The following is a 25,909-nucleotide window of genomic DNA, read 5'->3' as shown; positions in this document are numbered from 1 at the left end:
GGGTGAGCGTTGTCACGAGCGGTTCCTGGCTGTTTCCGTGCTGATCAGGGCGTGAAGGTCACGGGGAGATTCGCGGCCTTGGCCCCGGTGGGCGGTACCTGAAGCGTCTTCAGGGCGAACTCCATGACCTCCTTGTAGATGGGCCCGCAGATCTGGCCGCCGAAGTAGCTGCCCTTGGTGGCGTTCTGGATCGCGCAGTACACAGTGATACGCGGGTTGTCGGCGGGCGCGAACCCGGCGAACGACGAGGTGTACCCGTTGTACTTGCCGGTGGCCGGATCCACGCGGTTGGCCGTACCCGTCTTGCCCGCTACCCGGTAGCCGGGAATGCGCGCCTTGGTGCCGGTGCCCTGCTCGTCGTCCACGACGGACTCCAGCATCTGGGCGAGGGTCTTCGCCGTCTTCTCGCTGACGACCCTGGTCTTCTTGGGCTCGACGGCGGGCGTGAAGCGGCCGTCGGCCCCCTTCGTACCGCGCACGAGCGTCGGTTCGACGCGTACGCCGCCGTTGGCGATCGTCGAGTAGACGGAGGCCGCCTGCAGTGCGCTGAGCGACACGCCCTGGCCGAAAGGAATCGTGTACTGCTGCGAGGTCGACCAGTCCTCGGGGGGCGCGAGGATGCCCTTCGTCTCGCCGGGGAAGCCCAGTCCGGTGGAGCCGCCGATGCCGAACTTGCGCAGATACGAGTAGAGGACCTGGTTGGCCTCCTTCTGCGTCTTGCCGAGCTGGCCGGCCGCCAGGATGGTGCCGATGTTGCTGGACTTGGCGAGCACGCCGTTGAGCGTCAGGTTCCAGGTCGGGTGGTCGATGTCGTCCTGGAAGAGCCGGTCCCCGCGCTGCAGCCGGTTGGGCACGACCACATGCGTCTGGGGCGTGGCCACGTTCTCCTCCAGCACGGCGGCCATCGACATGACCTTGGCGGTGGAACCGGGCTCGTACGCGTCCTGGACGGCCGCGTTGCCCAGCGCCGCCGAGTCGGCCTGGGAGAGGTCGTTCGGGTCGAAGCCCGGCGAGTTGGCCATGGCGAGGATCTCGCCGGTCTGCGTGTCCTGCACTATCACGTACCCGCTGTCCGCCTTGGACTCCTTCACCTGCTCGGTGATGGCGTTCTGCGCGGCCCACTGAATGTCACGGTCGATGGTCAGCTCGAAGTCGGAGCCCGCCACGGCGGGCGTCTCGGTGGAGCCGGCGGTGGGGACTTGGAGGCCGCCGGACTGCGCGTACCGGATCTCGCCGTCCTTGCCCGCCAGTTCCTTGTTCAGCTCCTGTTCGAGCCCGCCGCCGCCCTTGCCGTCTGCGTTGACCCAGCCCAGTATCCCGGCGGCGAGATCTCCGTTCGGGTAAACGCGCTTGCTGGCGGGGACCGCGACGATGCCCCCGAGGACGTTGACCGTGCTCGGGTCGGTCTCGGCCTTGGCCGCGAGCGTGTTCCTCAGGTCCTTGATCTGCGTCCAGACCTGAGGGGTCTGGCGGTTCGCGAGCAGGGTGTAGCGCGTGTTCTTCGTCTTCAGCTTCTTGGTGACCGTCTCCGCGTTCTGGCCGAGGATCGGAGCGAGCAGCGCGGCGGCCTGCTCGGGCGCGTCCGCCGTCTTCGTGGCCTCCTGCGTGAACAACGTGGGGTCGGCCGTGATGTCGTACGCGTCCACGCTGGTCGCCAGCTCGACGCCGTTGCGGTCCGTGATCCCCCCGCGCTCGGCGGCCAGCGTGCGCCCGACGTACCGGTTCTGCTCGGCCTTCGCGACATACGTACTCGCGTCCACGGCCTGCACCTGGAGCAGCCGTACGACAAAGGCGATCATCACCAGCGTCAGCGCGAGGCTGACCATACGGAGCCGGGGGCGTGGGCTGCCGAGCCGGATGACACGGGGGCCCGTGGGCCGCTGCGCGCTCGGGCGGCGCGCGGGGCTGGCGCCGGGTCCCGGACGCCGCTGGCCTCCGGGACGTACGGGCCTGGCGGGGCCGGGCACTCGGCGGCGCGGCGGTTCCCTGTCGGACACTTCCGTCACCTGCCGGGTGTTGTGGGGGGCTGCGCGGACGGGGTGGCAATCGACGGCTGCGCCGAGGCGGCGGCCGTGGGCGGCGTCGGGTTGGGGGGCTCGGTCGGAGTCTCGGGCACGGTCGGAGTCGGCGTCGGACTCGGCGCGGGGGCGAGGACCTCGGGCGGGCGCACCACCGGATTGCGTGCCGAGGACTGCTCGGCCGCTCCGGGGACGCCCTTGACGGTGCCGTCCGGGTCGAGGAACGCCGGGTCGCCGCCGGGGACCATGCCCAGTTCACGGGCTCGGCGCTGGAGGGCGTCGGGGGCGGCGTAGGCGTCCACGTCCCGCTGGAGCGCCTGCTCCTCGTCGGTGAGGCTCTTGGTGTCCTTCTGCAGGTCGTCGAGCTGGAACGAGCCCGCGCTGAGCGCGGAGTTCAGCACGAGGAGGCCGATGAGACCGCCGCCGAGCAGCAGCACGACCAGCAGGACGAAGGGGGTACGGGCGGCTGTCCCGGCACCGGCCGGGAGAAGCCGGGCGAGCCGAGCCGCTCGCCCTCTCAGTTCGGGCTTCCTACTCACACACCCTCCCTGTGGGTTCGGTTCTCCCACTCACAGCCGCTCCGTGAGTTCGAATCTCCAACCCGTGCCACCTCGCGAGTCGGAATCCCCAACTCACTCCGCTCCGTGGGTTCGGACGTCCTGCCCGGACGCCGACCAGGCGTCCGGATCCCCAACCCACTCGGTCCCGTGAGTTTGGATGCCGCACCGAGACGCGGACCGCGAGTTGGGACATTCCACTCCCACGACCCCGCGAGTTCAGGTTTCCGACTCACTCGTTCTCCCTCTCCGAGCGCCTCACTCGGCTTCCTCACGGATGCGCTGCGCCCCCCGCAGCCGGGCGGGAGCAGCTCGCCGGTTCTCGGCGACCTCTTCCTCGGTGGGAAGTTCGGCACCGCGGGTGAGCAGCTTGAGCCGGGGCTGGTAGCGCTCGGGCACGACCGGCAGGCCGGGCGGCGCCGTGTTGGCGGCGCCGGCCGCGAACACCTGCTTGACCAGCCGGTCTTCCAGCGAGTGGTACGACAGGACGGCGATCCGGCCGCCGACCGCGAGTGTCTTCACAGCCGCGGGAATCGCCCTCTCCAGGACGCTGAGTTCGCCGTTGACCTCGATGCGCAGCGCCTGGAAGGTGCGCTTGGCGGGGTTGCCGCCGGTGCGCTTGGCCGCCTGGGGAAGCGAGTCGCGGATCAGTTCGACGAGCCGCGCGCTGTTGCTGAAGGGGTCCTTCGCGCGTTCACGGACGACCGCCGACACGATCCGCTTGGCCTGCTTCTCCTCGCCGTACGCCCGCAGGATCCGCACCAGTTCGCCCGGCGGGTAGGTGTTGAGCACCTCGGCCGCGCTCATGCCGGTCGTCTGGTCCATGCGCATGTCGAGCGGAGCGTCCTGCGCGTACGCGAACCCGCGGTCCGCCTCGTCGAGTTGCATGGAGGAGACGCCGAGGTCGAACAGGATGCCCTGGACGCGCGGGATGCCCAGGCGGTCGAGTACCTCGGGGAGTTCGTCGTAGACGGCGTGCACGAGGGTCGCACGGTCACCGAAGGGGGCGAGCCGCTCCCCGGAGAGGCGCAGCGCCTCCTTGTCGCGGTCCAGGGCCACGAGCCGGGCTTCGGGGAACTGCGTGAGGAGCGCTTCGCTGTGTCCGCCGAGCCCCAGGGTGCAGTCGACGACGACGGCTCCGGGCCCGTTGAGGGCCGGGGCCAGCATGTCCAGGCACCGCTGGAGCATCACCGGGACGTGGCGACTCTGACTCAAGGGGCCCTCTCAGATCCGGCAAGGCCGTACGCACCGCCGGGTCCCCGCCCGCTCGAGAAGGGGAGGCCCGCTGGCGCCGGGAGAGTGGCGTCAGCCGACCGGGAGCGGGAGGAGGCCGAGCCGTACGTACGCACCGCGCACGTGGGGAAACGCCGGAAAATCGCCGGGTCTCCAGGGAAAACAGTCCAGCAGGGAGAGCCTCGCCTCCCGCTTCGCGTCACTTTAGTCCACGGTGTCTCGCGGTCAATCAACCGGCATGCGCGTCGTGAGTCCCGCTCCCGATGAAGCCGTAAATCGGAAAGAACAACCCATACGGGCGAGCCGACACCGCCCGTGTGGGTTACCTCACAACAAGCCACGATGACGTTCTTTGTCCCTCTCACGGCAGGACCGCTTCAAATGTGCCCAGTACCGTCATAGGTATGACGACCTCCGCATCCGTTCCCACCGAGCCCGAAGGCGCCATATCCAGCGACGGCACCACCGTGACCGACCGCCTCGTCGACGCGAACCAGCGGTACGCCGCCGCCTTCGCCGATCCGGGGATGGACGCCCGTCCCGTCCTGCGTGTCGCCGTGGTCGCCTGCATGGACGCCCGGCTCGACCTGCACGCCGCGCTCGGTCTCGAGCTGGGCGACTGCCACACCATCCGTAACGCGGGCGGAGTCGTCACCGACGATGTGATCCGCTCCCTCACGATCAGCCAGCGGGCACTCGGGACGCGCAGCGTCGTCCTCATCCACCACACCGGCTGCGGCCTGGAGTCGCTCACCGAGGACTTCCGGCACGATCTGGAGATGGAGGTCGGCCAGCGCCCCGCCTGGGCGGTGGAGGCCTTCCGGGACGTCGAACAGGACGTGCGGCAGTCGATGCAGCGTGTGCGCACCTCGCCGTTCCTGCTGCACACCGACGACGTGCGCGGCTTCGTCTTCGATGTCACGACGGGTCTGCTGCGCGAGATCGACCCGGCCTGACATCTTCACCGGGCCCCCGCGACGGCGGTCCGAACCCTTGTGGGACTCTCTCTTCACCAAAAAATCATGAGCGCCCGATGCCCAAAAGACCGCAAGACAGACATATAGCGGCCAGTTATCCACAGGCGGATGACACGAACCGGTAACGGCAACAAGAATGCGGGTGTGGCGTCACGCGGAACTGTTCCCGCGTGGTGTCCGTGTTTCGAGGTGGGCCGGTCCGCACAGGGCGTCGGCCCGCGAAAGGGCCGAGGAGGGCCGGGTGACGACCTATGACGATCGAGCGAGCCTTACAGATCTGACCGCCACTGTGGAGCGTGTCCGCAGTTCGGTGGAAGGAGTGATCGAAGGCAAGCCTGAGGTCGTACGGCTTTCGCTGACCGTGCTGCTCGCCGAGGGCCATCTTCTGATCGAGGATGTTCCGGGCGTCGGCAAGACCATGCTCGCCAAGGCGCTGGCGCGGTCCATCGACTGCTCGGTGCGGCGTATCCAGTTCACGCCCGACCTGCTGCCCTCGGACATCACGGGTGTGTCCATCTGGGACCAGCAGCGCAGGGACTTCGAGTTCAAACCGGGCGCGATCTTCGCGCAGATCGTGATCGGCGACGAGATCAACCGCGCCTCGCCCAAGACACAGTCCGCGCTCTTGGAGTCGATGGAGGAGCGCCAGGTCACCATCGACGGGACAACGTACGAACTGCCCGCCCCCTTCATGGTGGTGGCCACGCAGAACCCGGTCGAGATGGAGGGCACCTACCCGCTGCCGGAGGCCCAGCGCGACCGCTTCATGGCCCGTGTCTCCATCGGCTATCCCAGCGCGGAGGCCGAGTTGCAGATGCTGGACACCCACGGCGGCGTGAGCCCGCTGGACGACCTCCAGCCGGTGGCGCACGCGCACGAGATCGTGAAGCTGATCGACGCGGTCCGCACGGTCCACGTCGCCGACGCTGTCCGGCGTTACGCGGTGGAGCTGGTCGGGGCCACGCGCACGCACCCCGACCTCAGACTCGGCGCCTCGCCGCGTGCCACGCTGCATCTGCTGCGCGCGGCGAAGGCGTCCGCCGCACTGAGCGGCCGGGACTACGCGCTGCCGGACGACGTCCAGGCACTCGCCGTGGCGGTCCTGGCCCATCGTCTGCTGCCCACGGCACAGGCACAGTTGAACCGGCGTACGGCCGAGCAGGTCGTCGAGGAGATCCTGCAGCGCATCCCCGTTCCGGCCGCGCCCCAGCAGCAGGCCGGCTTCACGGTGGGCCGCGGTGCGACCGCCTACGGCCAACAGCCGCCGCGGAGGCTTGGATGACGCAAGGAGGGACGGGGTACGCCGCCGAGGAGGACAAGGGCGGGCTGCGCACAGCGCTGGCCGGGCTCACCACGCGGGGGCGCTCCTTCCTGGCCGCCGGAATCGCGGCCGCGATCTGCGCGTACGTCCTGGGGCAGAGCGATCTGCTCCGGGTCGGCCTGCTCCTTGCGGTCCTCCCGCTGGTGTGTGCGACCGTGCTGTACCGCACCCGTTACCGGGTCTCGGGAAGCCGCAGACTCGCCCCCGCGCGCGTGCCCGCCGGTTCCGAGGCCCGGGTCCATCTGCGGATGGACAACGTCTCGCGGCTGCCCACCGGACTGCTGATGCTCCAGGACCGGGTGCCGTACGTGCTCGGTCCGCGGCCCCGGTTCGTCCTGGACCGGGTGGAGGCGGGCGGCCGCCGCGAGGTGTCCTACCGGGTGCGCTCGGACCTGCGCGGCCGCTATCCGCTGGGCCCGCTGCAACTGCGGCTGACCGACCCCTTCGGGATGTGTGAGCTGACGCGTTCCTTCTCGACGTACGACACCCTGACCGTCATCCCGCGCGTGGAGCCGCTGCCGCCGGTGCGGCTGACCGGCGAGGCGAAGGGGTACGGCGACGGGCGGCAGCGCTCGCTGGCACTGGCGGGTGAGGACGACATCATCCCGCGCGGCTACCGCTACGGCGACGACCTGCGCCGGGTGCACTGGCGCCTGACCGCGCGCTACGGCGAGTTGATGGTCCGCCGCGAGGAGCAGCCGCAGCGCTCCCGCTGCACTGTGCTGCTCGACACCCGGGGCATCGCCTACGAAGGCGCGGGCCCTGACTCGGCCTTCGAGTGGGCGGTCTCGGGCTCGGCGTCGTCGCTGGTGCACATGCTCGAACGGGGCTTTTCGGTACGGCTGTTGACCGACACCGGCAGTTCGGTGCCCGGCGAGGGCGCCGACGGTTTCGCGGGCGCCAGCCAGGAGTCGGCGGACGCCGCCGGGATGATGATGGACACACTCGCCGTGGTCGACCACTCGGACGGCACGGGTCTTTCCCGTGCGTACGACGTGCTGCGCGGCGGGAACGAAGGGCTGCTGATCGCCTTCCTCGGCGATCTGGACGAGGAGCAGGCCACGGTGCTCGCCAAGATGCGTCAGCGCAGCGGCGGGGCCGTCGCTTTTCTGCTGGACAGCGAGGCATGGATGCGGGAACCGACCGATGTCCCCGGGCCGTTGGACAAGAGCGAGGATCAACTGCGCATGCTGCGCGAGGCGGGCTGGACGGCTGTGAGGGTGCCGCGGGGGGCGGGGATCGCCGACCTGTGGCGTGAGGCGGACCGGCAGCGCACGGGCGTCGCGTCGACGGGAAGTACGGCAGGGGGTGGTGTTGCGTGAGCGGGCGTGCGCGTCTGGCGCTGTGCGCGGCGGCGGCCACTCTCATGGCCGCGTCTGCCCTGCTGCCGCTGGTCGACCCGGTGACCTGGCTCTTCCAGGCGGCGTTTTTGCTGGCCGTGCAGTCCGGTGCGGGCGCGTTGACCCGGCGGGTTCCGCTGGCCAGGCCGCTGACCGTGGCGGTGCAGGCGCTGGTGACGCTGATGTTGCTGACGCTGGTCTTCGCCCGAGAGCAGGCCTTCCTCGGGATCATCCCGGGACCCGAGGCGTTCAACCAGTTCGGGGTGCTGCTGCAGGCGGGCACGGACGATGTCGGACGGTTCGCGATTCCCGCGCCGCTGTCCGACGGCATCCGGCTGATGCTGGTCGGCGGTGTCCTGGTGATCGGGCTGGCGGTGGACGCGCTCGCGGTCACGTTCCGCAGTGCGGCTCCCGCCGGACTCCCGCTGCTCGCGCTGTACTCGGTCGCCGCGGGGCTGTCCGGCGGCAGTGCCGCGTGGCTGTGGTTCCTGCTCGCGGCCGTCGGCTATCTGATGCTGCTGCTGGCCGAGGGCCGCGACCGGCTCTCGCAGTGGGGCCGCGTCTTCGGCGGGGCGTCCCACGCACCGGGCCCCGAATCCTCGGACGGCGCCGTCGCACCCGTCCGCACCGGGCGGCGCATCGGTGCGGTCGCGCTGGGCGTCGCCCTGGTGGTGCCGCTCGCCCTGCCCTCGCTCGACGGCGGCCTGCTGGACGGTGCTGGGGCGGGCGTCGGCTCGGGCTCCGGTGGCGGCGGCACGATCTCCGCGGTCAACCCGCTGGTCTCGCTCCGCGACAGTCTGAACGTGGACGAGGACCGCGAGGTCATGTCGTACCGCACCAACACCGACGCCACCCAGGACATGTATCTGCGGATCGTCTCCCTGGACGACTTCGACGGGACGGCCTGGAAGCCGTCTCAGCGGCACATCATCGATGTGCCGGACACGTTCCCGGCGCCGATCGGCCTCGCGGGCGACGTCAAGCGGAGCTCGATCCAGACCCGTGTCTCGGCAGCCGACTGGTACGCCCAGGACTGGCTCCCGATGCCCTACCCGGCCAGCCAGGTGGACATCCAGGGCAGTTGGCGGTACGAGCCGGTGGGGCGCACGCTCGTCGGGGACCACGGCCAGAACACGCGAGGCGTGCAGTACGAGGTCACGAGCCTGCTCGTGCAGCCGACGGCGGAGCAGCTCGCGAGCGCGCCTGAGCCGGATCCGGCGCTGAAGCGCGAGTTCACCGAGGTGCCGGATTCGCTGCCCTCGGTGGTGGCGGACACCGCGCGCGAGGTCACCGCGGGCTCGGCCAACCACTACGAGCAGGCGGTCAAGCTCCAGGACTACTTCGCCGTGAGCGGCGGATTCACGTACGACACCGAGGTACAGGTCGGCAGCGGCTCCGCCGCGATCGCGCGCTTCCTGAAGGACAAGGAGGGCTTCTGCGTCCACTTCTCCTTCGCGATGGCCGCGATGGCCCGCACGTTGGGGATACCGGCTCGCGTCGCGGTGGGCTTCACGCCCGGTTCCGCACAGCCCGACGGTTCGATGACGGTGGGGCTGCGGGACGCGCACGCCTGGCCCGAGCTGTACTTCGAAGGGGTGGGCTGGACGCGCTTCGAGCCGACGCCGAACCGGGGCTCGGTACCGGAGTACACCCAGCCGGAGACGTCCGGCACCGATGTGCCGGCCGCGCCGCAGCCGACGACTTCGGCGTCCACGGCACCCGCCGCCTCGGCATCGGCCAGCGACAGCTGCACGACGCAGGAGAGGAAGCTCCAGGCGTGCGCGAGCGAGTCCGCGCTGGCGGCGGTGGGCTCCGATGACGACGGCATGCCGTGGCTCCAGATCCTGGGGCTGGCCCTGGCCGGGCTCCTGGTGCTGGGGGTCCCCTTGCTGCCGATGCTGTGGCGCATGCGGATACGGGCCCTGCGGCTCGGCGGGCACGGACGCACCGAGGCGGATGTGGCGGTGTACACGCTGAGTGCCTGGCTGGAAGTGACCGATACGGCGTGGGACTACGGGATCGAGCCGGACGACTCGCAGACGCCCCGCAAGGCGGCCGCGCGGATTGTTCGTCTCGGGCTCCTCGAACCAACGGCGGCGGACGCGGTGCACCGGCTGGCGGCGGCCGTGGAGCAGGTGCTCTACGCCCCGCATCCCGTTCCGACGGCGGGCCTCGCCGAGGACGCCCGTCAGATCGCGGACGCCTTCCGCACCTCGGCGAGCCGCCCTGCCCGTCTCCGCGCACTTCTCGCCCCTCGCTCGGCCATCCGGGTGGCCTGGGCGGCGTCGGCCCGCTGGGTGGCCCTGTCCGCCCGCCTCGCGGCCCGGCGAGAGACCCTGCTGCGGCGCCCTTCGGGCCAGAACGGCTGACCCGTGCACGGTGTGCGGCCCCTGCCCTGACTCGGGGCGGGGGCCGCACTGCTTTGGGTACGTGCCAGGCCGTGCGACCCACCGCCGAGGAGCTCGGCCCGGTGCCGGGAATCCCGTCGGAACGGCACCAGGTGCTGCCAGAGCCGCATCGGGTTTCAGGGCGTGCGTGAGGGGGTGTCCACCTGACTGGGTGGACACCCCCTCACGGAATGTCTGTAGCTGCCGCGCTCTGAGGGCTAGTGGCCCTGTTCGTCGCGGCGGCGCTGCCAACGTTGTTCGATACGGTCCATCAGGGAGCGGCGCTGTCGGCCTTGCCCGCGTGCGGCCGGCGCGCCGCCTGGCGCGGTCGGCTGTTCACCTGGCTTGGGGGCTTTGCGCCAACCGGTGACGGCGAGCACCGCGCAGCCCAGCATGACGAGAAAACCCACCACGCTCAGCCAGATCTGCACCGTGACCATTCCGGCCATGAGGAGCGCGATACCCACCAGGAAGCCCGCGACCGCCTGGTACACCCGTCGCCGGGTGTACGTACGCAGCCCGCTTCCCTCAAGCGCTGTCGCGAACTTGGGATCTTCGGCGTACAGCGCTCGCTCCATCTGCTCGAGCATTCGCTGCTCGTGCTCCGAGAGCGGCACGGAGTCCTCCTCATCGTGCAGTCGCCGGGGCGACCGGGGGTCCCCTTCAGGATAGGCAGGGAATCGCCCCCGTGAAACCCGCCCCTCTACGCCAATTCGCTGACCGGAAGCCGCCATGACACCCGGATCCACTGAGGCGTACATTCCCCAGCAACCGGCCTGTCATGCCGAACGGTCTCCCTCGATCATACGGCGCCGAGCGCCCGATCGGGGGGCCTGTGGCGTACTCCATCTGCAGTCAAGCCCCTGATCAGCGGTGCGCCACAGCAGTCGACTCAACCCTCACCGGCCGACGGTGTCTCACCGAGCACATGAAGCTGCGTCGCCACCGAGTGGAACGCGGCGAGTTCGGCCGCTGCCGCCTCCAGTTTCAGCAGTGCTTCCAGGGCCCCGGGCTCGGTGTCCACGAGGACGCCGGGGACCAGGTCGGCGAAGACCCGCACGCCGTGTACGGCGGCGACATTCAGGCCCGCGCCCTCGACGAGCCCGGTGAGCTGTTCGGCGGTGAAACGGTGGGGTACGGGATCACCCTCCCCCCAGCGTCCGTCCGGGTCATGGAGCGCCTGCCTGGCCTCCGTGAAGTGCCCGGCGAGGGCGCGTGCCAGCACGGCTCCGCCCAGGCCGGCGGCGAGGAGGCTGAGGACGCCTTCGGGACGCAGCGCGTCCACCACGTTGCGGACGCCCTGGGCCGGGTCGTCCACGTACTCCAGGACCCCGTGGCACAGCACCGCGTCGTAGCCGCCACGCTCGACGACGTCGAAGAGGCCGTGCGCGTCGCCCTGGACGCCGTGCACCCGGTCGGCGACCGAGGCCTCGGCGGCCCGGCGCTCCAGCGCGAACAGCGCGTTCGGGCTGGGGTCGACGACGGTGACGCGGTGGCCGAGGCGGGCCACGGGTACCGCGAAGTTGCCGCTGCCGCCCCCGGTGTCGAGGACGTCCAGGGACTCCCGCCCGTTGGCTTTGACCCGGCGGTCCAGGGCGTCCTTGAGTACCTCCCAGACCACGGCGGTACGGAGGGAGGCGCGGGGGCGCATCGGGTCCGACACGGCAGTTGACTCCTCGGCGCGGCACCGCCTCTTGCACGGCGGAGCGATCGGGGGGCCTTCCGGTGCCCTTTTCGGGCCGGAAGGCTTCAGGCACTTCCACCCTAGTGGGCGGCGAAGCGATCATTGCCGACCGGCTCCGGAGTCACGAACCCCGTTCGGCAGACCGTGCGGCTCGCCGAGGGAAGAGGGGGTCCGCGACCTACGTGCCGGTCAGCCCGCGTCCGGGACTTGGCGGTCTCCGTCCTGCCGGGGCTGGGGCAGCACGGGCTGCAGCACCAGCATCCGCTCGACGAGGCGCAGGAACATCGCCGCGTCGCGTATCAGGTCGTCGGCGTCGCGGCTGCCTGCCGCGCCCTGTATGCCCGCCTCGGCGCGGGCACGGCGGGTCGCTCCGGAGGCGAACAGCGCGCTCCACTCGGCGAGTTCGGGCGCGATTTCGGGGAGCACTTCCCAGGCGCTCCGGATGCGTGCCCTGCGTCGGGGGGTGGGTTCGGGGCGTCCTCGCGCGGCGAGGACGGCGGCGGCGGTGCGCAGGGCGGCCAAGTGCGCCGTCGCGTAGCGCTCGTTGGGTGTTTCGAGGGCGGTCGCCTCGTCGAGTCCGGCGTGGGCCTGTGCGAGCAGTTCGAGGGCGGCGGGTGGGGCCGTGGTCCGGCGGAGCACGGGGTGCACGTCGCTCGCCGGGCCGGTCAGTGAGGGGGCAGGGCCGGGGGCGCGGCGCCAATGGGAGGCGGCTGCGGATGAGTTGGCCATGACGAACCTCCTGTCGTCTGTGTGACGGCTCTGTGGCCGTATGTGTCCATCGTGAGGTATGCCACTGACAATCCGGCCTGACCTGCACTTTTGCTTCGATCGACAGTTCGAGATAGTTTTTGCACTGACCAGTCAGTTCAAAAGTCGGCGTGCCGGTCGACTCGAAGAGGGGGAGCTGTGGGCGAGCACCGCGGAGTCGCCGTCAGTGCCGAGGGGTTCGGGCTCAAGGGGCCGCGAGGCTGGGCGTTCCGGGATGTGGGGATCAGGGCCGAACCCGGTTCGCTGATCGCGGTCGTGGGGCCGTCCGGTTCCGGCCGGACCTGCCTGCTGCTGGCGCTCGCCGGGCGGATGAAACCCAGCGAGGGGCAGGCCACGGTCGGTTCCTTCCGGCTGCCCAAGCAGATGTCCGCGGTACGCCGGATCAGTGCGCCGGCCCATGTCCCGGGCGTCACCGACCTGGACCCGGCGCTGACCGTGGGGGAGCACCTGCTGGAACGGGCGCTGCTGCAGCGGCGGTTCGGAGGCTCGCTGCGGGGGCTGTTGCGACCGCGTGCCGAGCGGGTGAACGAGGCGAAGCTGCGGATCGACACCGCTCTGGCCGCCGCCGGGCTCGACCGGGAGGCGCTGCCCAAGGGTTCCCGGACGTCCGTACGCGATCTGGAGCGTCTGGAGGCGCTGCGGCTGTCCGTCGCGCTGGCCCTCATCGGCCGCCCGCGCCTGCTCGCCGTCGACGACCTCGACCTCAAGCTGTCGGATGCCGAACGGGCCGATGCCTGGGCTCTGTTGAGGTCGCTCGCCGAGTCCGGGACCACGGTCGTCGCGGTGTGCCACGAGGCTCCGGAGAACGCCGTCATCGTGTCCACCAGGCCCAAGGACGGGCCGGAATCGGCGGACGAGCAGCAGCACCGGCACAACCACGAGAACACCGAGACGACCGAGGCCACCGAGGCCACCGAGGCCACCGAGGCCACCGAGGCCACCGAGAACGACAACAAGGAGACGGCCGATGCGCTCGCCGAAACTGGCCTCGCTTGAGCTCAGGCGCTTCGGCAGGGGCAAGCTCCCGCGCGCCGCGCTGGTCGCGCTCCTGCTGCTGCCCCTGCTCTACGGCGCCCTCTACTTGTGGTCGTTCTGGGACCCGTACGGCCGTCTCGACCGCATCCCGGTGGCACTCGTCAACGACGACAAGGGGGCGACCGCCGCGGGCAAGAAACTGACGGCGGGCGACGACATCACCAAGGGGCTGCGCGACAGCGACACCTTCGAGTGGCACGAGGTGAGCGCGGACGAGGCCGGCGCGGGCATCGAGGACGGCACGTACTACCTGTCGCTGACGATGCCGAGCGACTTCAGCGAGCGGATCGCCTCCAGCTCCGGGGAGTCGCCGGAGACGGGCGCGCTCCAGGTGCGTACGAACGACGCGAACAACTACATCGTCGGGCAGATCTCCCGGACGGTGTTCAGCGAGGTGCGCACGGCCGCGTCCACGAAGGCCTCCCGGTCGTTCCTCGACAAGATCTTCATCTCGTTCTCGGACATCCACGGGGAGACCGTTAAGGCCGCCAAGGGGGCCGACAAGCTGGAGAGCGGGATCGGCACGGCGGAGAAGGGGGCCGAGGACCTCGCGGACGGCCTGAAGGACGCCAAGGCGGGCAGCGGGAAGCTCTCCTCGGGCCTGAAGAAGCTCAACACGGGCGCGGGCGACCTGGAAGAGGGCTCGCGGCAGGTCGCGGACGGTACGCAGACCCTGGCCGACAAGGTCAACGGGGTCGCGGACGAGGTGGGCCCCTTCCTGAAGGACAACGAGAAGTCGATCGGTGACACGGCCCAGCTGGTCGCCGACGCCGCCTCGGGGATCCGCTCCGACCTCGGCACCCTGGTGAAGGCGGCCCCGGCCGCCGCCAAGGGCGCCCGCACGGCCTCCACCACCCTGGACACGGTCTACAAGGCCCGCTGCGAGACCCTGCCGGTCCCCGACGCCGCGTGCCCCGACCTGAAGAAGGCCAAGCAGGCGGCCGCGGAGGTGGCCACGGTCGCCGACGACGTCAACACGCTGATCGAGGACCAGGACGGCGATCTAGACACGCTCGACAAGAACCTGGCCACGCTCCAGAAGCAGGCCCAGGCACTCGCCGACCGCTCGCCGAACCTCTCCGAGGACCTCACCGACGCCGTCTCCAAGGTCAACGAGCTGAACAAGGGCGCAGGGAAGGTCGCCGACGGAGCGAAGACGCTGCACTCGGGGCTCGGCACGACCAAGACCGGTGCGGCGGACCTCGACACGGGCGTCGGGAAGCTGAAGACGGGCGCGAGCGACCTCGACGCCGGCCTGTACAAGCTCGCCGACGGCTCCGGGACGCTCGCCGACGGACTGCACGACGGCGCAGGCCAGATCCCCGACTACGACGAACAGGACCGTGACCAGCGGACCGAGGTCATGTCGGACCCGGTGCGACTCGCCTCGCAGGACCTCCACAAGGCGCCCAACTACGGCACCGGCTTCGCCCCGTACTTCATCCCGCTGTCCCTGTGGGTGGGCGCGATGGTGGCGTACATGCTGATCCAGCCGCTCAACCGGCGCGCGCTCGCGGCGGGCGCCTCGGCCTGGCGCATCGCGCTGGCGGGCTGGCTACCGGTGGCCGCCATAGGTGTGCTGCAGACGGCGGCCCTGATGTCCGTGCTGCACTGGGCGATCGGCCTGGAAATGGCGCACGCGGCCGGGACGGTGGGCTTCCTGTTCCTGGTGACGGCATGCTTCGCCGCGATCGTGCAGTGGCTGAACGCACGCTTCGGAGCGGCGGGCCGGATCCTCGTCCTCGCCTTCCTGATGCTCCAGTTGACGTCGGCTGGCGGCACCTACCCCGTCCAGACCAGTCCGGGCTTCTTCAACGCGATCCACCCCTTCTTGCCGATGAGTTACGTGGTCGAGGCCCTCAGGAGGCTCATTACGGGAGGTGGCCTCGGGCCGGTCTGGCAGGCGTGCGCGGTCCTCGCCGCCTTCACCCTGGGCGCCCTGGCTCTCACCGCCCTGTCCGCACACCGTAAGCAGGTCTGGACCCTCGACCGGCTGCACCCGGAGCTGAGCCTGTGACCGCGCGCGTGAGCGTTCCTGTGACAATCAGGACCATGGAAAGCAGCAACACCACGGCAGCCGGTGGCAGCCGCCGCGAGGCGACCCGCCAGAAGCTCTACGAGGCGGCCGTCACCCTCATCGCCGAGCAGGGCTTCTCCGCCACCACGGTGGACGAGATCGCCGAGCGCGCCGGGGTCGCGAAGGGCACGGTCTACTACAACTTCGCGAGCAAGTCCGTCCTCTTCGAAGAGCTGCTCCGGCACGGCGTCGGCCTCCTCACCGCCTCTCTTCGGGAGGCGGCCGAGAAGACCGCCAGGGACGGCGGCAGCAAGGTCGACGCACTGGACGCGATGATCCGGGCAGGGCTCGTCTTCATCGACCGCTATCCGGCCTTCACCCAGCTCTACGTGGCCGAGCTGTGGCGCACCAACCGCGCCTGGCAGTCCACGCTTCTGGTGGTCCGGCAGGAGGCGGTCGCGGTCGTCGAGGGGGTCCTGCGGGACGGCGTGGCGAACGGCGAGCTCAGCGACGAGATCGACATCCCGCTGACGGCCGCCGCGCTGGTCGGCATGGTCCTGGTGGCCGCCCTGGACTGGCAGGCCTTCCAGCCCGAGCGCTCCCTGGACGACGTCCACTCGGCTCTCTCCCGGCTGCTCCAGGGCCGGGTGAGCGGCAACCGCTGACACCCACCGCATACCGGGCACGCACGAAAGCGCCGGTCCGATGTGGCCGCGTCCCCCGCGGGCCACTCGAACCGGCGCTTCGCCGTACTCCCCACTCCCCCGTACTCCCCCGTTGGACCCCGTCCGGTCATCTCCGGGTCCCCCGTTGCCTCACTCCCGCCGACGAATCGGCGGAAGGAGCGGCCAAGGGCGCGAGAACCGTTCCGCCGCCCCGTGTCGGCGGTACCGGAGCCGCGCCCCCTTCCGTGCCTCCACTCTGTCGTTCACGCAGGTCGGGCCCATCCGCGCGCGTACTCATCTCACCCACTAGGTACGAGTACTCAGCTCTCCGCTCTCAAGCCCAGGACGCACCGTCGCCGACTGGTTACGATCGCCTCCGTGTCCGTACTCCCCCTGGTCTTCACCAGCGGCTGGGCCAGCGGCATCAACGCGTACGCGGTGGTGCTGCTCCTCGGCGTCTTCGGCGCGACCGGCCTGAGCGACGACGTCCCGGAGTCACTTCAGCGCCCTGAGATCCTCGTCACAGCCGGCGTTCTTTTCCTCTGTGAGGCGGTCGCCGACAAGATCCCGTACGTGGACTCGGTGTGGGACTCCGTGCACACGGTGATCCGGCCCGTGTCGGGTGCCGTGGTCGGGGCGCTGCTCGCCGGGCAGACCGGTTCGCTTCCCGATCTGGCGGCGGGTGCGATCGGCGGTTCGACCGCACTGGCGAGCCACACCGTCAAGGCCGGGACACGGATGGCGATCAACACCTCGCCGGAGCCGTTCAGCAACTTCCTCATGAGCACCGCCGAGGACCTCGGGGTCGCGGGGATCCTCACCTTCGCGATGTTCCACCCCGAGGCCGCCGCGATCATCGCGGGCGTCCTGCTGCTCGCCGGTCTTGTGGTGCTCTTCTTCCTGGTCTCGCGGATCAGACGGTTCCGGCGCCGTAGGGCCCAGCGCCGGGAGGAGAAACGGCTGGCGGCGCGGGTGGGGCGAGCGCCCGACTGACCGCCGGGCGGGATTGTCGGTGGCGGCCGATAAAGTCCCTCGCATGGCACGAATTGCGGTGATGGGCGCCGGGATGGGCGCGATGGCGGCCGCCGCCCGGCTGGCCGTCGCGGGCCACCGGGTGGTGGTGTACGAGCGCACGGCGACGTACGGCGGTGCGCTGCGCCGTGTCGAGCGCGACGGCTTCGCGTTCGACACGGGCCCGGGCCTGCTGCCACTGCCGGCGGTCTATCGCGACCTGTTCCTCAAGACGGGCAAGGAGCCGCTGGAGGCGTGCGTCAAGCTGGTCCAGGTGGACCCGTCGTCACGCCATGTCTTCGCGGACGGCACGGACGTCTCCTTGCCGAACGCGTCCCGCGCGGGTGTCGTCACCGCACTGACCGAGGCGCTCGGCGCGGGCGCGGGCGACCGGTGGGGCGACTTCCTGGTGCGGGCCCGCGAGGCCTGGGACCGCACGCGCAGGCCGCTCCTGGAGGAGCCCTTGTGGCCCAACTGGCCGGTGCTCGCGGAGCGCGAGCCCTATCCGGCGGTGCCGCACAAGCGGCTGCTGCGCACCCGGCGGGCCGCCACCCTCGCCGAGGTCGGCGCCTGGGAGCTGGGCGACCCGCGCCTGACTGCCCTCCTGGAGAGCCACGCCCTCGCGTACGGGCTGGACCCGCGCGTCGCCCCGGCGAGCGCCGCCGTGCTGCCGTACGTGGAGCACGCCTTCGGTACCTGGTATGTGCGCGGCGGGATAAGGGAGTTGGCGCGCGCCGTGTACGAGCGGTGCCTCGCCCGGAAGGTCGAGTTCGTCTTCGGCGCCGAGGTCACAGGGGTCGTGGAGAAGGACGGCCGGGCCGCGGGGGTCGAGCTGCGGGACGGAACCGTCGTCGAGGCGGACACGGTCGTCGGCAGTGGGCCCTGGCGGCTGAGCGGCCTGAGCCGTACCGAGCTGTACGTGGGGGACGACGTGGTGCCGAAGCCGGAGACCCTCGTCGCCGGCAAGGTCGTGGTCTGTCTCGCGCTGCGCGGTGCGCGAGAGGCGGGCGCCGCGCACCGCACGGTCGTCCACACCACCGACCGGGAGGCGGAGCTCGACCTCTTCGGACCTGGTACACCGCCCGAGCGGCCGACCGTGTGGGTCGAGCGGCCGGACGACCCACGCCTGCGCCCCGATGAGGCGCACGAGTCCGTGGTGCTCACGTCGACGGTGCCGTCCCAGACCCACCACGACTGGACGGCAGACGGGGCCGCGGACGCCTTCGCGGACCGGATGGCCGCCGCCGCAGAGCGGGCCGTTCCGGGGCTGCGTGAGCGGGTGTTGTGGCGCGAGGTGCGCACGCCCGTGCACACCGAGGAGGAGACGGGGGCCCAGGGCGGCGGCATACCCGCGCCCTCGCTGTCGGGCGCGGCAGGAACTCTGCTGCATCCCGCGAACAGCACTCGCCTGCCCGGCCTGTTCGCGGTCGGCGGCTGGGCCCACCCCGGCGGCGGCCTGCCGCACGCGGGCATGTCGGGCGCGCTGGTGGCCGGACTGATCGTGGAAGGGCCGGAGTTCCGGGGCTCGCGGTGATCCTGGTGCGCTGAAGGGGAAGAGGGCCGCACCAAGTCCGGTGCGGGCCGCCCTCAGTAGCGGTACTGCTGCTCGTCGTACCCGGTGCCGTTCCCGTTCCCGTTGCCGTTCCCGTTCCCGTTCTCCTGGTACGGGTACGGCTGCTCCGGCGGGAGTTCGCCGCCGTACTCGTCGGTGCGCTGCTGCGGCACCCAGACGCCACCGGGCGGAGTGCCGTCGCCGTAGGTACCGGCGGCGTACTGGTCCTGGCCGTAACCCTGCTGCGGGTACTGCTGCTGCTCGCCGCCGCCATAGGTGGTGTTGTCGTACGAGGCACCGCTGTAGGTCTGCGTACCGATGTACGGGTCGGAGTAGGCGGCGTACTGCTGCTGGCCGTTGTTGTCGTAGCCGTACTGCTGCTGGTCGTACCCGGAGTAGCCGTCGTATGCATAGGCCTGCTGGTCCTGGCCCTGGGCCGCGGAGTCGTAGGACTGGTCGGCCGCTGCCGCGTATGCGGTGGCGTCGTAGACGCCGTAGGAGCCGGTGTCGTCGGGCAGGGGCTGCGGCTCGTACACGGCGGTGCTCTCGGCGGCGCCGGGTTCACCCGAACCCGGCGGCATGAAGCGGTCGGACTGCGCGGGCGAGAAGACGTTGTCCTCGCCTGCGAACTCGTCGTGCTGCTCAAATGCCGTGGGGTCGGCCGCTTCGAGGCCGGAGACCTCCAGCGACGGGTCCTGGTGCTCCGGCTCGCCGCGGCGACGCTTGCTCTTGCCCTTGGCCTTGTCGGCGCCCTGGCGGTTGCCGACGGCCCAGCCCTCCGCGAACCCGCGGCGGAACGACAGCGTGACGTACGTCTGGCCGACCGCGAACGCCGCCGCGCCCAGGCCGATGACCACCACGGAGGGGATCAGCACACCGAGGACCACGCCGAGGAAGCCCCCGAAGGCGAGCAGCCGGTAGCGCAGCCGCGCTTTGTACTGCAGTAGGACCTCGCCGAGCAGCCAGAGCGCGACGACGCCGAAAGCGATATAGAGGACCGTCCAGCCCATGTACGCCCCTCTCCCAGTGGCCGCTACGCAGTGTGTCGTACGCGGGTGCGACCGGTCTAGGCCTGCTGCGGGTGGTGCAGACCCAGATTGTCGTAAATTTCCAGCGTTGCCGTGGAGTTGTTGAGGGTGATGAAGTGCAGTCCGGGGACTCCCTCGGCCAGCAGTCTCGCGCAGAACTCCGTCGCGAACTCGATGCCAATGGAGCGTACAGCCGCCGCGTCGTCTTTGGCTGTGAGGATCCGCTCTTTCAGAACGTCCGGGAACGAGGCATTGCTGAGCTTCGGAAGCCTCTCCAGCATCTTCACACTCGTCACCGGCATGACCTCAGGAATCACCGGAGTCGCACAGCCAGCCGCGGCGACCCGGTCGCGCAGGGTGAGATACGACTCAGGGTGGAAGAACATCTGGGTGATCGCGTAGTCGGCGCCGGCCCGGCACTTGTCGACGAAGCGCGCGACGTCCTGGTCCCAGGCCTCGGAGCGCGGGTGCATCTCGGGGAAGGCCGCGACACCGACACAGAAGTCGCCGGACTCCTTGATGAGACGGACGAGGTCGGCCGCGTAGGCCAGGCCCTGGGGGTGCGGCACCCAGTCGCCCATGGGGTCGCCGGGCGGGTCTCCGCGCACGGCGAGGATGTTGCGGATCCCGGCGTCCGCGTACTGGCCGATGATGTTGCGCAGCTCAGCGATGGAGTGGTTGACCGCGGTGAGGTGGGCGACCGGGGTGAGCGTCGTGTCGGCGACGATCTGCTGGGTCTCCCTGACCGTGCCCGCGCGGGTGGATCCGCCGGCTCCGTACGTCACGGAGACGAAGTCGGGCGCGACCGCCTCCACCCGGCGCAGCGCGTTCCACAGGTTCCGCTCGCCCTTGGCGGTCTTCGGCGCGGAGAACTCGAACGAGTACGTCTTGTTGCCGGTCGCGAGCATGTCGCGCACGGTTCGCGCGTGGTCAGTCCTGGTGGAAGCAGATCCGAGGGCCATACCCGCAGGTTAGCCAGGGGGATGCGGTCCCCCAACCGCACAGCCGAGAATTGTCCGATTTGTCGACTTCTTGTCCACTCCTCGGACAGCGGCCGGACAACTATTCAGCCAATCGGACAGCTATTCAGACAAGCCGTCGGACGGCTACTCGGACAACTACCCGGACGGCTACTCGGCCGACTCCTCGGGCAGCTGCACTCCGCGCAGCCGCTTCGCGAACTCCGCCGCCGCCGCTCCCGGGTCGTCCGCCTCCGTGATCGCCCGCACCACGACGGCGCGGCGGGCACCCGCCTCCAGCACCTCGTCGAGGTTGCCGAGGTCGATGCCGCCGATGGCGAACCAGGGGCGGTCGGTGCCCAGCGAGGCCGTGTACCGGACCAGGTCAAGGCCGGGTGCGTGGCGGCCGGGCTTGGTGGGGGTCGGCCAGCAGGGGCCGGTGCAGAAGTAGTCCACGCCCTCCTGGACGGCGGCTGCCGCGGCCTCGGACCCGGCGTGCGTGGAGCGGCCTATCAGGACCTCGTCGCCGAGGATGGCGCGGGCGGCGGGAACCGGGAGGTCGCCCTGGCCCAGGTGCAGCACATCGGCACCGGCCGCGTGCGCCACATCCGCCCGGTCGTTGACCGCGAGCAGCTTGCCGTGGCGCGCGCAGGCGTCCGCGAAGACCTGGAGGTGCTCCAGCTCCTCGGCCGCCTCCATGCCCTTGTCGCGCAGCTGCACGATGTCGACACCGCTGTCCAGGACCGCGTCCAGGAAATCGGCGAGGTCGCCCTGGCGCCTGCGGGCGTCCGTGCACAGGTAGACACGGGCGTCGGCGAGCTGGGCGCGTGCGGTTGCGGCGTTGTCGGGCATGCGTGGATCCCCCGTTGTCGGTGCGTGGGGACCACGGCGGCCGGGGTGGTCCATGGCCGCCGTGGTCCGAACATCGGACGGTCTGTCTCGGTCAGACGGCGAGCGCCTGGGCGCGACGCTTCACCTCCGTGCCGCGATTCTCGCTGAGAGCCTGTGCGGGGGTGCCGGGCAGGCTCGGGTCGGGGGTGAAGAGCCACTCGAGCATCTCTTCGTCGGAGAAACCGTCGTCCCGCAGGAGCGTCAGGGTGCCTGTCAGGCCCTTGACGACCTTCTGCTCGGCCCCGTCGATGAAAGCGGCGGGGACGTGCAGCGCGCGGTTCTCACCACGGCGTACGGCGATCAGCTGGCCTTCCCTGACCAGCTGCCGGACGCGGGTCACCTCGACACCGAACTGCTCGGCGATGTCGGGGAGGGTGAGCCAGGCGGGGACGAGAGCATCGATCTTTGCGTCAATCTCGGTCACACGACAAGCCTGCCATCCCGGACTGACACTCGGTAGCCGAGTCCCGTCAGGATCGGGTCACCGCACGGCCGGATCGCCCGTGCGGCATGGGTTCTCGCCCGTCCAGCACCGGTTCCGCCTACGGCGAACCAGTCCCGACTACGGCGTCACCGTCGCCGTCTTCAGTGGCCGCGACGGGTCCGAGAGCAGCTCCGGGTCCATCGGGATGCCCGCCTCGATGAGTTTCCGGCCCTGCGCCAGGTCCCTGGGCCGACCGACCGCGAGGAGGGCGACCAGGCGGCCGTCATGGAGCCAGCAGACCGTCCAGGCAGCGCTGGACGGGTCACCGCGCCAGACGATGGTGTCGGCGGGGGCGTGGTGGCCGACGTACTGGACGAAGCGCCCGAACTGCTCGGACCAGAAGTACGGGACGGGGTCGTACGCCACGGGGAACTCGCCGATGATGTTCGCCGCCACCGTGCGCGGGCCCTGGAGGGCGTTGTCCCAGTGGTGGACCAGAAGGCGGTCCTCGTACCTTCCCGAAGGGAAGGAAGCGCAGTCGCCGACCGCGTAGACGTCCGGCACGGAAGTCCGCAGATGGTCGTCGGCCACGACCTCTCGGTGGGCGCCGAGCTCGATGCCGGAGCCGCTGAGCCAGGCGGTGGCGGGGCGCGCGCCGATACCGACGACCACGGCGCCCGCGGGCACCCGGGAGCCGTCGTCCAGCACCACCGCGCCGGGCTCGACGCGCTCCACGCGCGCGTGGGTGCGCAACGAGGCCCCGCTGTCCGCGTACCAGGCGGTCATCGGTGCGGCCACCTCGGCGGGCAGCGCCCCGGCGAGCGGCCGGTCGGCCGCCTCGATGACGGTCACCGCGCAGCCCGCCTCTCGCGCCGCGGTGGCGAACTCGGCGCCGATCCAGCCCGCCCCGACCACCACGATGTCGTGCTGCTGGGCGAGCACGGGACGCAGCCGCTCGGCGTCGTCCAGGGTGCGCAGCAGATGGACCCCGGGCACGCCCTCCGTGCCCGGCAGCCGGATCGGTTCCGCGCCCGTCGCGATGACCAGGACGTCGTACGGCACCGGGCCCGCGGCCGTGTCCAGCTCATGGTCCCCGGGGCGTACGCCGAGCGCCTCGCGCCCGAGCCGCAGGTCGATGCCGAGTGCCTCGAAGTCGAGGTCGAAGGCGGAGCCCTCGGCCTTGCCGAGCAGTACGGCCTTGGACAGCGGTGGCCGGTCGTACGGCTGGTGCGGCTCCGCCCCGATCAGCGTCACGCCGCCGGGGAACCCCTGTTCCCGCAGGGCGACCGCGGTCTGCACGCCCGCCATGCCCGCGCCCACGACGACGACCTGCCGTACCGTCCGCTCCTGAACCTGCGTCTTCTCGGTCACCGGATCACCATAGACAGCTGACAATTCGTCAGTCAGGTGGCGTGCTCAGTGACCTGCTCCACACCGCCCGTCCTGACCTGCTCCGCGCCGGTCGGGTTGACCGACGGCGCACCGCTCACCCTCGCGGGTACCCAGGAGATGACCGCGGAGGCTCCCTTACTGAGACATACGCAGCGAGCTAGGCTGGCCAACGTAAAGCACTCGCGGGAGTCCGGACGCACCGGGCTGAGAGGGAGGCTGGGACGGCCTCCGACCGTACGAACCTGATCCGGGTCATGCCGGCGAAGGGAGGGGCTGGACGCCCATGTCGCGTACACCATCAGAGGCATCACATACATCCCGTACATCCCTGACATCAGGCACCACAGACGTCCTTGTCATCGGGGGCGGAATCATCGGGCTCGTGACGGCCTGGCGGGCCGCGCAGCGCGGGTTGACGACCGCGCTGGTGGACCCCGAGCCCGGCGGCGGCGCCGCGCAGGTCGCGGCCGGCATGCTCGCCGCCGTCACCGAACTGCACTTCGGCGAGCAGACCCTGCTGGGCCTCAACCTCGCCTCCGCACACCGGTACCCGGACTTCGTCGCCGAGCTCACCGAGGCGACGGGCCAGGATCTCGGCTACCGCCGGTGCGGCACCCTGGCCGTCGCACTCGACGCCGACGACCGAGCCCACCTGCGCGAACTGCACACCCTGCAACGTCAGTCGGGGCTCGACTCGGAGTGGCTCAGCGGCCGCGAGTGCCGCCGCCTCGAACCGATGCTCGCGCCCGGCGTGCGCGGCGGGCTGCGGGTCGACGGCGACCACCAGATCGATCCGCGCCGCCTCGCGAAGGCCCTGGTCACAGCGTGCGAGCGGGCCGGGGTGGTGTTCCGCCGGACGTGGGCCGAGCGCCTGGGCGTGGTACGGAACCGGGCCCAGGGAGTCGTCACCGCGGACGGCAGCAAGCTGTCGGCGGGGCAGGTGGTCCTCGCCGCGGGCAGTCTCAGCGGGCGCCTCGCGGGCGTTCCCGAGGCCGTACTGCCGCCCGTGCGCCCCGTGAAGGGGCAGGTGCTGCGGCTGACGGTGCCGCGGCCGTACGCGCCCTTCCTCAGCCGCACCGTGCGCGCCGTCGTGCGAGGCAGCCATGTCTACCTGGTGCCGCGCGAGAACGGCGAGCTCGTCGTCGGCGCGACCAACGAGGAGCTCGGCTGGGACACGACGGTGACCGCGGGCGGCGTCTACGAATTGCTGCGAGACGCCCATGAGCTGGTCCCGGGGATCACCGAGCTGCCGCTCACCGAGACCCGCGCCGGGCTGCGCCCCGGATCGCCCGACAACGCGCCGCTGCTCGGTCCGACCGAGCTCGACGGGCTCCTCCTGGCGACCGGGCACTACCGCAATGGCGTCCTGCTGACCCCCGTCACCGGCGACGCGATGGCGCACGCCCTGACCACCGGTGAACTGCCCGACGTGGCACGCCCCTTCACCCCCAAGCGCTTCAGCCCGGCCCGCACGGAGCAGCCCGCATGAACATCCTCGTCAGCGTCTTCGTCAACGGGGAGCGGCAGCGCATCGCCGCCGGCACCGCTCTCGACACGCTCGTCGCGGCGCTCACCCCGGCCCCGTCCGGGGTCGCCGCCGCGCTCAACGAAACCGTCGTCCCGCGCGGGCAGTGGTCGTCCACCTCCCTCGCCGAGGGAGACCGCGTCGAAGTCCTCACCGCAGTCCAAGGAGGCTGACCCATGGCCGACGATCCCTTTGTCCTCGGTGGTACGTCCTTCTCGTCCCGTCTGATCATGGGTACGGGGGGTGCGCCCAGCCTCGATGTCCTGGAGCGCTCGCTCGTCGCCTCCGGCACGGAGCTGACGACGGTCGCGATGCGGCGCGTAAACGCTTACGTGCACGGTTCGGTGCTGTCCGTCCTCGACCGGCTCGGCATCCGGGTGCTGCCGAACACGGCGGGCTGCTTCACCGCGGGCGAGGCCGTACTGACCGCCCGCCTCGCGCGCGAGGCGCTGGGCACCGACGTGATCAAGCTGGAGGTCATCGCCGACGAGCGCACGCTGCTGCCCGATCCGATCGAGTTGCTGGACGCGGCGGAGACGCTGGTGGACGACGGGTTCACCGTGCTGCCGTACACGAACGACGACCCTGTGCTCGCGCGGAAGCTGGAAGACGTCGGGTGCGCCGCGATCATGCCGCTGGGGTCGCCGATCGGATCCGGGCTCGGGATCCGCAATCCGCACAACTTCCAGCTGATCGTGGAGCACGCGCGCGTGCCGGTGATTCTGGACGCGGGGGCGGGTACGGCGTCCGATGCCGCGCTCGCGATGGAGCTGGGGTGTGCGGGGGTGATGCTCGCCTCGGCCGTGACCCGGGCGAAGGAGCCCGTGCTGATGGCCGAGGGCATGCGGCACGCGGTGGAGGCGGGGCGGCTCGCCTACCGTGCGGGGCGGATTCCTCGGCGGCACTTCGCCGAGGCGTCGTCCCCTGCGGAGGGGCTGGCCCGGCTGGATCCGGAGCGGCCCGCGTTCTGAGCTTCGGCCGACCGTCGGCCGTGGTTGCGGCTTCAGGACTTCCCCGCCCGCGCACCGCACGTTTCCACCCCGTTGGAAGGTGTGCCTCTCCCGTGGGGGTCCCCGCCGTCGGCGGCTGCCGCATGCCTCGCGTCTCGTGAGGCATGCGTCACAG

General features: G+C 70.8%; 23 protein-coding genes and 1 riboswitch. Of the genes, 12 read left to right on the top strand and 11 right to left on the bottom strand.

The window, feature by feature from the left end; translation table 11 throughout:
* Window positions 1-44 precede the first annotated feature (44 nt).
* The 3 genes from AB0N66_RS02685 to rsmH form a co-directional block, all read right to left on the bottom strand.
* Complete coding sequence (locus tag AB0N66_RS02685) at window positions 45-1,997, bottom strand: penicillin-binding protein 2 (RefSeq protein ID WP_365427529.1); 1,953 nt, start codon at window positions 1,995-1,997, stop codon at window positions 45-47.
* A gap of 5 nt (window positions 1,998-2,002) precedes the next feature.
* The gene (locus AB0N66_RS02680) at window positions 2,003-2,557 is read right to left on the bottom strand and encodes a hypothetical protein (RefSeq protein WP_365427526.1); all 555 of its coding nucleotides are present in this window, start codon (window positions 2,555-2,557) and stop codon (window positions 2,003-2,005) included.
* A gap of 276 nt (window positions 2,558-2,833) precedes the next feature.
* Complete coding sequence (gene rsmH / locus AB0N66_RS02675; RefSeq protein WP_365427523.1) at window positions 2,834-3,790, bottom strand: 16S rRNA (cytosine(1402)-N(4))-methyltransferase RsmH; 957 nt, start codon at window positions 3,788-3,790, stop codon at window positions 2,834-2,836.
* A 422-nt stretch (window positions 3,791-4,212) separates the two neighbouring features.
* Here rsmH and AB0N66_RS02670 point away from each other — a divergent pair, with 422 nt between their 5' ends.
* The 4 genes from AB0N66_RS02670 to AB0N66_RS02655 all read left to right on the top strand — a co-directional run bounded on the left by AB0N66_RS02670 (window position 4,213) and on the right by AB0N66_RS02655 (window position 9,815).
* The gene (locus AB0N66_RS02670; protein WP_365427519.1) at window positions 4,213-4,764 is read left to right on the top strand and encodes a carbonic anhydrase; all 552 of its coding nucleotides are present in this window, start codon (window positions 4,213-4,215) and stop codon (window positions 4,762-4,764) included.
* A 262-nt stretch (window positions 4,765-5,026) separates the two neighbouring features.
* Complete coding sequence (locus AB0N66_RS02665; RefSeq protein WP_365427516.1) at window positions 5,027-6,067, top strand: MoxR family ATPase; 1,041 nt, start codon at window positions 5,027-5,029, stop codon at window positions 6,065-6,067.
* Window positions 6,064-7,428 carry a DUF58 domain-containing protein gene (locus tag AB0N66_RS02660; RefSeq protein ID WP_365427513.1) on the top strand — a complete coding sequence of 455 codons (1,365 nt, stop codon included), beginning with the start codon at window positions 6,064-6,066 and terminating at the stop codon, window positions 7,426-7,428. The genes AB0N66_RS02665 and AB0N66_RS02660 overlap by 4 nt, the downstream gene beginning before the upstream one ends.
* Entirely contained in the window at window positions 7,425-9,815 is a 2,391-nt protein-coding gene (locus AB0N66_RS02655; protein ID WP_365427510.1) for a DUF3488 and transglutaminase-like domain-containing protein, read from the top strand. Before AB0N66_RS02660 ends, AB0N66_RS02655 begins: the two co-directional genes overlap by 4 nt.
* A gap of 236 nt (window positions 9,816-10,051) precedes the next feature.
* Here the strand turns inward: AB0N66_RS02655 and AB0N66_RS02650 are convergent, their stop codons facing one another.
* From AB0N66_RS02650 to AB0N66_RS02640, 3 genes are all read right to left on the bottom strand, one after another.
* On the bottom strand, window positions 10,052-10,450 hold the full coding sequence (locus AB0N66_RS02650; protein ID WP_365427507.1) for a DUF3040 domain-containing protein: 399 nt from the start codon (window positions 10,448-10,450) through the stop codon (window positions 10,052-10,054).
* Between the two features lie 275 nt (window positions 10,451-10,725).
* Window positions 10,726-11,496, bottom strand: coding sequence for a methyltransferase (locus tag AB0N66_RS02645; protein WP_365427504.1), 771 nt, complete (start codon window positions 11,494-11,496; stop codon window positions 10,726-10,728).
* A gap of 210 nt (window positions 11,497-11,706) precedes the next feature.
* On the bottom strand, window positions 11,707-12,246 hold the full coding sequence (locus AB0N66_RS02640; protein WP_365427501.1) for an SAV_6107 family HEPN domain-containing protein: 540 nt from the start codon (window positions 12,244-12,246) through the stop codon (window positions 11,707-11,709).
* Window positions 12,247-12,423: 177 nt separating this feature from the next.
* Here AB0N66_RS02640 and AB0N66_RS02635 point away from each other — a divergent pair, with 177 nt between their 5' ends.
* From AB0N66_RS02635 to AB0N66_RS02615, 5 genes are all read left to right on the top strand, one after another.
* Window positions 12,424-13,281 carry an ATP-binding cassette domain-containing protein gene (locus tag AB0N66_RS02635; protein WP_365427498.1) on the top strand — a complete coding sequence of 286 codons (858 nt, stop codon included), beginning with the start codon at window positions 12,424-12,426 and terminating at the stop codon, window positions 13,279-13,281.
* Window positions 13,253-15,337 (top strand): YhgE/Pip domain-containing protein, encoded by a 2,085-nt coding sequence (locus AB0N66_RS02630; protein WP_365427495.1) that lies wholly within the window; start codon window positions 13,253-13,255, stop codon window positions 15,335-15,337. The genes AB0N66_RS02635 and AB0N66_RS02630 overlap by 29 nt, the downstream gene beginning before the upstream one ends.
* 35 nt (window positions 15,338-15,372) lie before the next feature.
* Window positions 15,373-16,002, top strand: a complete 630-nt coding sequence (locus tag AB0N66_RS02625) for a TetR/AcrR family transcriptional regulator (protein ID WP_365427492.1) — start codon at window positions 15,373-15,375, stop codon at window positions 16,000-16,002.
* A gap of 378 nt (window positions 16,003-16,380) precedes the next feature.
* Window positions 16,381-16,995: a DUF4126 domain-containing protein gene (locus AB0N66_RS02620; RefSeq protein ID WP_365427489.1), complete on the top strand. Its 615-nt coding sequence runs from the start codon at window positions 16,381-16,383 to the stop codon at window positions 16,993-16,995.
* Window positions 16,996-17,038: 43 nt separating this feature from the next.
* Window positions 17,039-18,547, top strand: a complete 1,509-nt coding sequence (locus AB0N66_RS02615; protein WP_365427486.1) for an NAD(P)/FAD-dependent oxidoreductase — start codon at window positions 17,039-17,041, stop codon at window positions 18,545-18,547.
* Window positions 18,548-18,600: 53 nt separating this feature from the next.
* Here AB0N66_RS02615 and AB0N66_RS02610 read toward each other — a convergent pair whose 3' ends face one another.
* From AB0N66_RS02610 to AB0N66_RS02590, 5 genes are all read right to left on the bottom strand, one after another.
* Window positions 18,601-19,575 carry a hypothetical protein gene (locus tag AB0N66_RS02610; protein ID WP_365427483.1) on the bottom strand — a complete coding sequence of 325 codons (975 nt, stop codon included), beginning with the start codon at window positions 19,573-19,575 and terminating at the stop codon, window positions 18,601-18,603.
* Between the two features lie 56 nt (window positions 19,576-19,631).
* On the bottom strand, window positions 19,632-20,555 hold the full coding sequence (gene metF, locus AB0N66_RS02605) for a methylenetetrahydrofolate reductase [NAD(P)H] (RefSeq protein ID WP_365427480.1): 924 nt from the start codon (window positions 20,553-20,555) through the stop codon (window positions 19,632-19,634).
* A 168-nt stretch (window positions 20,556-20,723) separates the two neighbouring features.
* Window positions 20,724-21,404, bottom strand: coding sequence for a thiamine phosphate synthase (gene thiE / locus AB0N66_RS02600; RefSeq protein ID WP_365427477.1), 681 nt, complete (start codon window positions 21,402-21,404; stop codon window positions 20,724-20,726).
* Window positions 21,405-21,495: 91 nt separating this feature from the next.
* The gene (locus AB0N66_RS02595) at window positions 21,496-21,867 is read right to left on the bottom strand and encodes an Rv2175c family DNA-binding protein (protein WP_365427474.1); all 372 of its coding nucleotides are present in this window, start codon (window positions 21,865-21,867) and stop codon (window positions 21,496-21,498) included.
* Window positions 21,868-22,005: 138 nt separating this feature from the next.
* Complete coding sequence (locus AB0N66_RS02590) at window positions 22,006-23,238, bottom strand: FAD-dependent oxidoreductase (protein WP_365427471.1); 1,233 nt, start codon at window positions 23,236-23,238, stop codon at window positions 22,006-22,008.
* Window positions 23,239-23,431: 193 nt separating this feature from the next.
* A riboswitch (TPP riboswitch) is annotated at window positions 23,432-23,545 on the top strand.
* Window positions 23,546-23,587: 42 nt separating this feature from the next.
* Between AB0N66_RS02590 and thiO the strand changes: the two genes are divergently transcribed.
* The 3 genes from thiO to AB0N66_RS02575 are packed head-to-tail and all read left to right on the top strand — an operon-like array spanning window position 23,588 to window position 25,755.
* Window positions 23,588-24,748, top strand: a complete 1,161-nt coding sequence (gene thiO, locus AB0N66_RS02585; protein ID WP_365428449.1) for a glycine oxidase ThiO — start codon at window positions 23,588-23,590, stop codon at window positions 24,746-24,748.
* Complete coding sequence (thiS, locus tag AB0N66_RS02580) at window positions 24,745-24,957, top strand: sulfur carrier protein ThiS (protein WP_365427468.1); 213 nt, start codon at window positions 24,745-24,747, stop codon at window positions 24,955-24,957. The genes thiO and thiS overlap by 4 nt, the downstream gene beginning before the upstream one ends.
* 3 nt (window positions 24,958-24,960) lie before the next feature.
* Entirely contained in the window at window positions 24,961-25,755 is a 795-nt protein-coding gene (locus AB0N66_RS02575; RefSeq protein WP_365427465.1) for a thiazole synthase, read from the top strand.
* Window positions 25,756-25,909: the final 154 nt, after the last annotated feature.

This window comes from Streptomyces sp. NPDC093544 (genome assembly GCF_040683495.1).
Classification (GTDB): domain Bacteria; phylum Actinomycetota; class Actinomycetes; order Streptomycetales; family Streptomycetaceae; genus Streptomyces.
The sequence above is the reverse complement of the archived record's forward strand: the minus strand, read 5'-3'. Positions and strand labels throughout refer to the sequence as shown.

Excerpts from the sequence above, each read along its gene's own strand:
- AB0N66_RS02670 (WP_365427519.1), top strand. The coding sequence starts at position 4,213 with ATGACGACCTCCGCATCCGTTCCCACCGAGCCCGAAGGCGCCATATCC.
- AB0N66_RS02575 (WP_365427465.1), top strand. The coding sequence starts at position 24,961 with ATGGCCGACGATCCCTTTGTCCTCGGTGGTACGTCCTTCTCGTCCCGT.
- AB0N66_RS02660 (WP_365427513.1), top strand. The coding sequence starts at position 6,064 with ATGACGCAAGGAGGGACGGGGTACGCCGCCGAGGAGGACAAGGGCGGG.
- AB0N66_RS02640 (WP_365427501.1), bottom strand. The coding sequence starts at position 12,246 with ATGGCCAACTCATCCGCAGCCGCCTCCCATTGGCGCCGCGCCCCCGGC.
- thiS (WP_365427468.1), top strand. The coding sequence starts at position 24,745 with ATGAACATCCTCGTCAGCGTCTTCGTCAACGGGGAGCGGCAGCGCATC.
- AB0N66_RS02610 (WP_365427483.1), bottom strand. The coding sequence starts at position 19,575 with ATGGGCTGGACGGTCCTCTATATCGCTTTCGGCGTCGTCGCGCTCTGG.
- AB0N66_RS02615 (WP_365427486.1), top strand. The coding sequence starts at position 17,039 with ATGGCACGAATTGCGGTGATGGGCGCCGGGATGGGCGCGATGGCGGCC.
- thiE (WP_365427477.1), bottom strand. The coding sequence starts at position 21,404 with ATGCCCGACAACGCCGCAACCGCACGCGCCCAGCTCGCCGACGCCCGT.
- AB0N66_RS02630 (WP_365427495.1), top strand. The coding sequence starts at position 13,253 with ATGCGCTCGCCGAAACTGGCCTCGCTTGAGCTCAGGCGCTTCGGCAGG.
- metF (WP_365427480.1), bottom strand. The coding sequence starts at position 20,555 with ATGGCCCTCGGATCTGCTTCCACCAGGACTGACCACGCGCGAACCGTG.
- AB0N66_RS02625 (WP_365427492.1), top strand. The coding sequence starts at position 15,373 with ATGGAAAGCAGCAACACCACGGCAGCCGGTGGCAGCCGCCGCGAGGCG.